At 64.7% G+C, this 5,893-nt stretch carries 9 protein-coding genes and 1 pseudogene; 7 read left to right on the plus strand and 3 right to left on the minus strand.

All coding sequences use genetic code 11. The features are described 5' to 3' along the window. Nucleotides 1-44 precede the first annotated feature (44 nt). The gene (locus ACXJ7R_RS22770; RefSeq protein WP_457153818.1) at nucleotides 45-482 is read left to right on the plus strand and encodes a VOC family protein; all 438 of its coding nucleotides are present in this window, start codon (nucleotides 45-47) and stop codon (nucleotides 480-482) included. Nucleotides 483-623: 141 nt separating this feature from the next. Here ACXJ7R_RS22770 and ACXJ7R_RS22775 read toward each other — a convergent pair whose 3' ends face one another. Together ACXJ7R_RS22775 and ACXJ7R_RS22780 are read right to left on the minus strand one after the other, a co-directional pair. Further along, the gene (locus tag ACXJ7R_RS22775) at nucleotides 624-929 is read right to left on the minus strand and encodes a hypothetical protein (RefSeq protein WP_457153819.1); all 306 of its coding nucleotides are present in this window, start codon (nucleotides 927-929) and stop codon (nucleotides 624-626) included. 116 nt (nucleotides 930-1,045) lie between these two features. After that, the gene (locus ACXJ7R_RS22780) at nucleotides 1,046-1,315 is read right to left on the minus strand and encodes a hypothetical protein (RefSeq protein ID WP_457153820.1); all 270 of its coding nucleotides are present in this window, start codon (nucleotides 1,313-1,315) and stop codon (nucleotides 1,046-1,048) included. A 507-nt stretch (nucleotides 1,316-1,822) separates the two neighbouring features. Between ACXJ7R_RS22780 and ACXJ7R_RS22785 the strand changes: the two genes are divergently transcribed. From ACXJ7R_RS22785 to ACXJ7R_RS22805, 5 genes and pseudogenes are all read left to right on the plus strand, one after another. Continuing rightward, entirely contained in the window at nucleotides 1,823-1,951 is a 129-nt protein-coding gene (locus ACXJ7R_RS22785) for a hypothetical protein (protein ID WP_457153821.1), read from the plus strand. After that, nucleotides 1,945-2,316, plus strand: a complete 372-nt coding sequence (locus ACXJ7R_RS22790; RefSeq protein ID WP_457153822.1) for a hypothetical protein — start codon at nucleotides 1,945-1,947, stop codon at nucleotides 2,314-2,316. Before ACXJ7R_RS22785 ends, ACXJ7R_RS22790 begins: the two co-directional genes overlap by 7 nt. Then, entirely contained in the window at nucleotides 2,309-2,716 is a 408-nt protein-coding gene (locus ACXJ7R_RS22795; RefSeq protein ID WP_457153823.1) for a hypothetical protein, read from the plus strand. The genes ACXJ7R_RS22790 and ACXJ7R_RS22795 overlap by 8 nt, the downstream gene beginning before the upstream one ends. Then, nucleotides 2,694-3,350: a terminase large subunit domain-containing protein gene (locus tag ACXJ7R_RS22800; RefSeq protein ID WP_457153826.1), complete on the plus strand. Its 657-nt coding sequence runs from the start codon at nucleotides 2,694-2,696 to the stop codon at nucleotides 3,348-3,350. Before ACXJ7R_RS22795 ends, ACXJ7R_RS22800 begins: the two co-directional genes overlap by 23 nt. A 211-nt stretch (nucleotides 3,351-3,561) precedes the next feature. Further along, nucleotides 3,562-4,314 (plus strand): annotated as a pseudogene (locus ACXJ7R_RS22805) (phage terminase large subunit family protein); the annotation flags it as partial. A gap of 261 nt (nucleotides 4,315-4,575) precedes the next feature. On the opposite strand, the gene ACXJ7R_RS22810 reads toward ACXJ7R_RS22805, so the two are convergent. After that, nucleotides 4,576-4,947 carry a nuclear transport factor 2 family protein gene (locus tag ACXJ7R_RS22810; RefSeq protein WP_457153824.1) on the minus strand — a complete coding sequence of 124 codons (372 nt, stop codon included), beginning with the start codon at nucleotides 4,945-4,947 and terminating at the stop codon, nucleotides 4,576-4,578. Between the two features lie 139 nt (nucleotides 4,948-5,086). On the opposite strand from ACXJ7R_RS22810, the gene ACXJ7R_RS22815 reads away from it, so the two are divergent. Next, on the plus strand, nucleotides 5,087-5,656 hold the full coding sequence (locus ACXJ7R_RS22815) for a hypothetical protein (RefSeq protein WP_457153825.1): 570 nt from the start codon (nucleotides 5,087-5,089) through the stop codon (nucleotides 5,654-5,656). The last annotated feature ends 237 nt before the right edge of the window (nucleotides 5,657-5,893 follow it).

Genomic DNA, 5,893 nt, shown 5'->3' on the forward strand with positions numbered 1-5,893 from the left:
GTTTATGAGTTTACGGCCTGGACGAAACCCTTGGAGATGGACACATGGCGCTCAAACGGATGGACAATGTAGGGATCGTCGTCGATGACCTCGGTCAGACGATTGATTTCTTTCGCGAGCTCGGCCTCGAGCTCGAAGGGCGGGCCACGATCGAAGGAGAATGGGCCGGACGTGTCACTGGACTGGGCGATCAGCGCGTCGAGATTGCCATGATGCGCACACCGGATGGCCACGGCCGGCTCGAGCTATCCCGCTTCCTCGCGCCACCTGTCGTCGCGGATCACCGCAACGCCCCGGTCAACGCTCTGGGCTACCTCCGCGTCATGTTCACCGTGGACGACATCGACGAGACGCTTGAAAGGCTCCGCAATCGCGGCGCGCAGCTCGTCGGCGAAGTGGTCCAGTACAAGGACGTGTATCGGCTCTGCTACATCCGCGGGCCTGAAGGGCTGCTCATCGGACTCGCCCAAGAACTCGGCTGAGCGCAATACGACGACAATGACGAAGGGCGACCAGGGGTCAGAGAGCGCGTTCAGGCATTCCCGTGGTCTCCGCTACGCCTTGCCGGGAGCCAGGCCCAGGCGCGCGACCATCCCGCAGCGGCAAGCCCGCGTTGGCGTCCTTCATATCTGGTCGTTGTAGGGCTCCTTGATCTGGCCGACCATGCGGGCGAGCTTTGAAAAGGAGGGCATGTCCGCCTCCGGCTGGCATTGATTGGCCAGTTCCAGCAGCCGTATCGGAAAGCTGACGGCGTCGCGGCTTGACGCGGACATGCCTTCGGACCGCTCCTGGCTGATTTCGCCGGCCTCGGCCTTGCGCAAGGCCAGGTCTATTTCCTCCGCCGTCAGCACCCCCTTTTGGACCAGGAGGTGGTTGATCGACGCGACGGCCATCAGCAGGCCTTCGAGTTGCAGATTGGCGACGTTCATGGCGATTGCTCCCGTGGCTATGATCGAAAACGCGCCAGCGGCGTTTCCGCTCCGGCGGTGAGGGCAGGGCGTAGTCGAGGTCGCAAAAGATCACAGAGCTGGCTGCCTGGAAATGCCTATTCCTGCGTCAGGCGCTCGCCATATTCGCGCCACAGCGCTTTCACGTCCAGACCCCCGAGGCGGGGGATCGAGGGATCTGCCGCGGCGATGGCGACGGCACTGATGTCGTATTGGGGGTAGGCGTGGGCGACGAAGCGGATCGCCTCGCCGAGCGAGCGCACGCGGATGATCGGGTCCGCCTGTCCCTGACCGGTGCTTCGCACACCCGAAACCGTGGCCGGCGCATGCCGCACCCTGAAGACGGATGCCATGGTTGGTCTGTCCATCGCCCTCTCCTACAAGGCCGTACGACGCGAATCATTCCATGAGCTTCAGCTAACGGTCTCACAGATGTCGGCTTATGAAAAGTCGACACGAAAGTCTGGCCTTGCCGCCCGCTCGCATGCCGATCGGGTTGTCCGGTGAGGGCATGCTATTGATTTGGGTATGGTGTTGATTTGCGCCAACGACCTCCAGACCCGCCGCGCCGGTGGGTTTTTTGTTTTTCGGCTGCCCTTCAGCGATGCGCGGGAGCTTGGTTGGCGGGCGTCGAAAAAGGGCTTATAGGAATTTTTTCTCAGAAAATCGTTGACTGGGTGAGGGCAGCTATGCTACATATTTGTCCATGGTGCTGATTTGCGCCAACGACCCGCCGCCGAGGCGGGTTTTTTGTTTCTGGCGTCTGTCTATCGATGCGCCCTTGAAAACCACTTGAACGTTGGCAGGACAGAGGGGGGCGTGACGGAACGCCATCCTTTGCCCGACGACCCTTCGCAATATCCACGAGAACTCCCATGCGCCGCTACGCCACCATCATCACCGACGATGACGGCCGCGAGGTCGTCAGCGCCATTGGCGCGTTCGAGGGGGCGGCGCCGCAGCCGCGTCTCGGGCTCATCGAACAGGTCGGCCCGGCGTGCTGATCGGCATGGTGCGCGGCGGTCCGGTCGATGCGGCCGGCGGCTTCGGCTTTGGCCTGGGATCGCTGGGTGGCAGCGACCTGGCGATCGGGGCGGCACGGCTGATGAAGCGGCTGCGCCTTGCCGGCCACTCTGGTGCGGCGGGTTCCGGCGTGGCGAGCTCCAAAGCGGCAACACCAGCCGGCGCGACAGAGACGGAGGCTGGTCCGGCCAAGCCGGCTCGGGCAGCCGGCAAGCCGCGCAAGCGCCTCGCCCGTTCAAAATCCAAAGTGGCGAAATCGAGGGTAAAAAGAACCGCTCGATCAAAATCCACGGTGGCGAAATCCAGGACGGCCGCTGCAAAGACCACAGGGGGCGAGCATGGCTGACAAGCCGCCGCCGGCTCGCCGGGCGCCGAAGCGCCGGACCGCGACGCCAGCCACCAAGCCCGCTGCCAGGCGTCGGCCGAAGCGCGGGAAAAGGACGCTGGGGGATGATTTCCTGGCGGCCGTGCGCGCCGATTTCCGGACGCATGGCGCCGGGGTCATTGCCGAGGTGCGTGCCGACAAGCCCGACCAATATCTGAAGATCGTGCTTTCGGTGCTGCCCAAGGATTTGCCAAAGGGTCTGCATGTTTCCATCAACCAACTGGACGGCTTAAGCGATGACGAGATCCGCAGCCGTATCCGCGGCCTCGAAGCCGCCCTCAAGCCGTTCCTCGAAGACCTCGGCGGCGAAGACGGAATATCTGGCGCTGCTGGCGGAACTGGACCGCAGGCGCCGCACTAACCAGCTTGCCGCCTACCGGCCCTATGCCAGGCAAGCCGAGTTCCATGCCGCGGGCGCGCAGAACCGCGAACGGCTGTTCATGGCCGGCAACCAGCTTGGCAAGACCAGGGCCGGCGGCGCCGAATGGGCCATGCATCTGACTGGGCGCTACCCCTCGTGGTGGCAAGGCAAGGTCTTTGCCGGCGCGGTCCGGCTGTGGGCGGCTGGCGTGACCGGCGAGGGTACGCGCGACAACCCGCAGCGCGTGCTAGTCGGCCCGCCGCAGCAGCAGACGGCCTGGGGCACCGGCATGATCCCTGCCGACGCTATTGTGCACACCATCATGGGACGCGGCGCGCCGGGCGCGCTCGACAGCGTCGTGGTGCGCTGGGGCGGCGGCGGTGACGTGCAGGCCGATGAATCGGTGCTGTCGTTCAAGAGCTTCGAAAAGGGCCGCGAGAAATGGCAGGGCGAGACGCTGCACGGCGTCTGGTTCGACGAGGAACCGCCGCTCGACATCTATTCCGAAGGCCTGACCCGCACCAACGCCACCGGCGGCATCACCATCGTCACCTTCACCCCGCTGCTCGGCATGTCGGATGTGGTGCTGTTTTTTTTGTCGGCGGAAGAGGTTGAGGGAATGGGGAAGGGGTGAGGACGCAGGACTTCCCTTCTCCCCCTGTGGGAGAAGGTGGCCGAGCGAAGCTCGGTCGGATGAGGGGTGTTCCAGCTGGGCAGTGAAGGCATTTCTTCCAGCACCCCTCAACCGTCTCGGCGCTGCGCGCCGATCCACCTTCTCCCACAAGGGGAGAAGGAGAGAACCGCCGCGCCTAGCCCGAAAATCGCGCCTTAAGGAGTTCGCCATGAGCCGCCACGTCACCTTCATGACCATCGACGATGCCGAGCATTATTCAGCCCAAGAGCGCGCGGCGATCGTTGCCGCCTATCCGGCGCATGAGCGGGAGGCGCGTGCTCGCGGCATTCCGGTGCTGGGCTCCGGCCGCATCTTTCCGGTGGCTGAGGAAATGATCGCCTGCGCGCCGTTCCGGCTGCCGCGCTACTGGCCGCGCATCGGGGCGCTGGATTTCGGCTGGGACCATCCGTCGGCCGCGGTCGAACTTGCCTGGGATACCGAGGCCGACGTCGTCTATGTCGCGAAAGCCTGCCGCGCTTCGCAGCAGACTCCCGCGATGCAGACGCTGACCCTGAAACCATGGGGCGACTGGCTGCCCTTTGCGTGGCCGCGCGATGGCCGCCGCGAAACGCTGGAAGGGGCGGGCGTAGCGCTTGCCCGGCAATATGCCGCGCACGGGCTGAACATGCTGACCCGCCACGCGCAATTCCCCGACGGTTCTGTCTCGGTCGAGGCCGGGCTGATGGAGATGCTCGACCGCATGCAATCCGGCCGCTTCAAGGTGTTCTCGACGCTTGCGCCCTGGTTCGAGGAATTTCGGCTTTATCATCGCAGGGACGGCCAGGTTGTAAAACTGCGCGACGATCTGATGGCGGCGACTCGTTACGGCGTGATGATGCTGCGGGAGGCTGTGGTCGATCCGGCGGAATTCAGGAGCGCGCGGCGACAGGCGGGGCAGAGCGATCCGCTGGGGGAATTTAGGTGAGGGCGAAGTGCCACGTGCTTCGTTATCCTCGGGCTTGACCCGAGGATCCATGCCGCGACTTCCAAGCGTCGCGACGGCACAGAAATTCTGCGCCGCTGCATGCGTCGGCCGAGGTCACGGCATGGATCCCAGGGTCTCCGCGACGTCGCTTCGCTCCTGCTTCGCCCTGGGATGACGAAGTGGCGAGGCTTCGGCCGCCATGCCGTCCGTATCATTCTCGCCGCTTCGAATAGCTGCGATGTCTCGAATTGATCCCGTGGGTCACTCCACGATCTTCCAGTAGGAATCCTTGCGGATCACCTTGCCATCACGAAACGTATAGAAGTCGCAACCTTGGACTTCCTTTCTCACACCCTCGCGGGTGGTGCCTGTGAGGGTCCATTTCGAGATGCCGGTATCGGCGGCCGCATCTGCAAAATGTTGGCCGTTGCCGTAATGGACATCGGGCAAGCCTTCGAAGCGTGTCGCCAGCGCGTCTCGTACGTTGCGCTTGCCCTCGCAACGCGTGCCCCAAGGCATGCTCCCCCGCGGCATCTCCAGGACGCAATCCTCGGCAAAGAACGCCATGATGCGATCGAGATCGTGCGCGTTGAAGGCCTCGCATAGCTCCGTCAGCGTCGATCGAATGTCCATTCGCCCGTCTCCTCCAGTCGTCGGTAGCCTGCGTGTTCGATGCCCGAAGTAGGTCACTGGCGACGGGGCCGGTCAAGTGCGCGGGCCTTCGAGACTCCGCCCGAAAGCGGGAAGCGCACCCCATCGCTCTGGCCTGCCCATGACCCTCCGCATCATCCCCGCCACGCTGCGCGATCTCTCCTACATCGCCGCCAACCTGCGCGCGGAAGACCGCGCCGAGATCGACTGCCAGATTGACCAGTGGTCGCCGGCATTGCTGGCGCTGACGGCGTTGCAGGGGTTCGCCTATGTCGCCGAGCTCGACGGCAATCCGGAGGCCGGCTTTGGCGCCGCCGAACAGCGCGGCGGGCTGTGGATCGCCTGGAGCTGGGGCACGCGCCGCATGAAGCGCTGCGTGCCTGGGATCACCGTGTTCTTTCACACCGTGCTCGGGCCTCAGGTGGCTGCGCGTGGTGCGTGGCGGGTCGAGGCGCGGGCGCTGGCTGCCAATGAACTGGCGCTGCGCTGGCTTGGCCGGCTCGGGGCCACGCAACGCTGCCTGCTGCCGGGTTACGGCAGGAACGGCGAAGATTTTTTCCTCTATGACTGGACAAGGGAAGGCTGGAACCATGTGCCTGTTTCAAAAACCACCGGAACTGAAGCCGCTGCCACCGACACCGACGGCCGAGGACAAGGACGTGCAGGCGCGCGAGGCGGCGCTCAGGGCTGAGCTCGAACAACGCCAGGGAACGCTGAGCACCATCAAGACCGACCTCGCACCGGCAAGCCTCACCGGCCAGCGCCGCGTGCTTCTGGGGCTTTAGACCATGACCGCGATGAAGCGCAGTTTCAGGAAGCGCGTGCTGGCGTGGTGGTATTGGCGCCGGCATGCACGGTTGGTGAGACGGCGGGGGTGAGGGTCAGCTGATCTCCCCCCTTGCGGGGGAGATGCCCGGCAGGGCAGAGG

The sequence above is a fragment of the Mesorhizobium sp. P5_C1 genome, assembly GCF_054049815.1.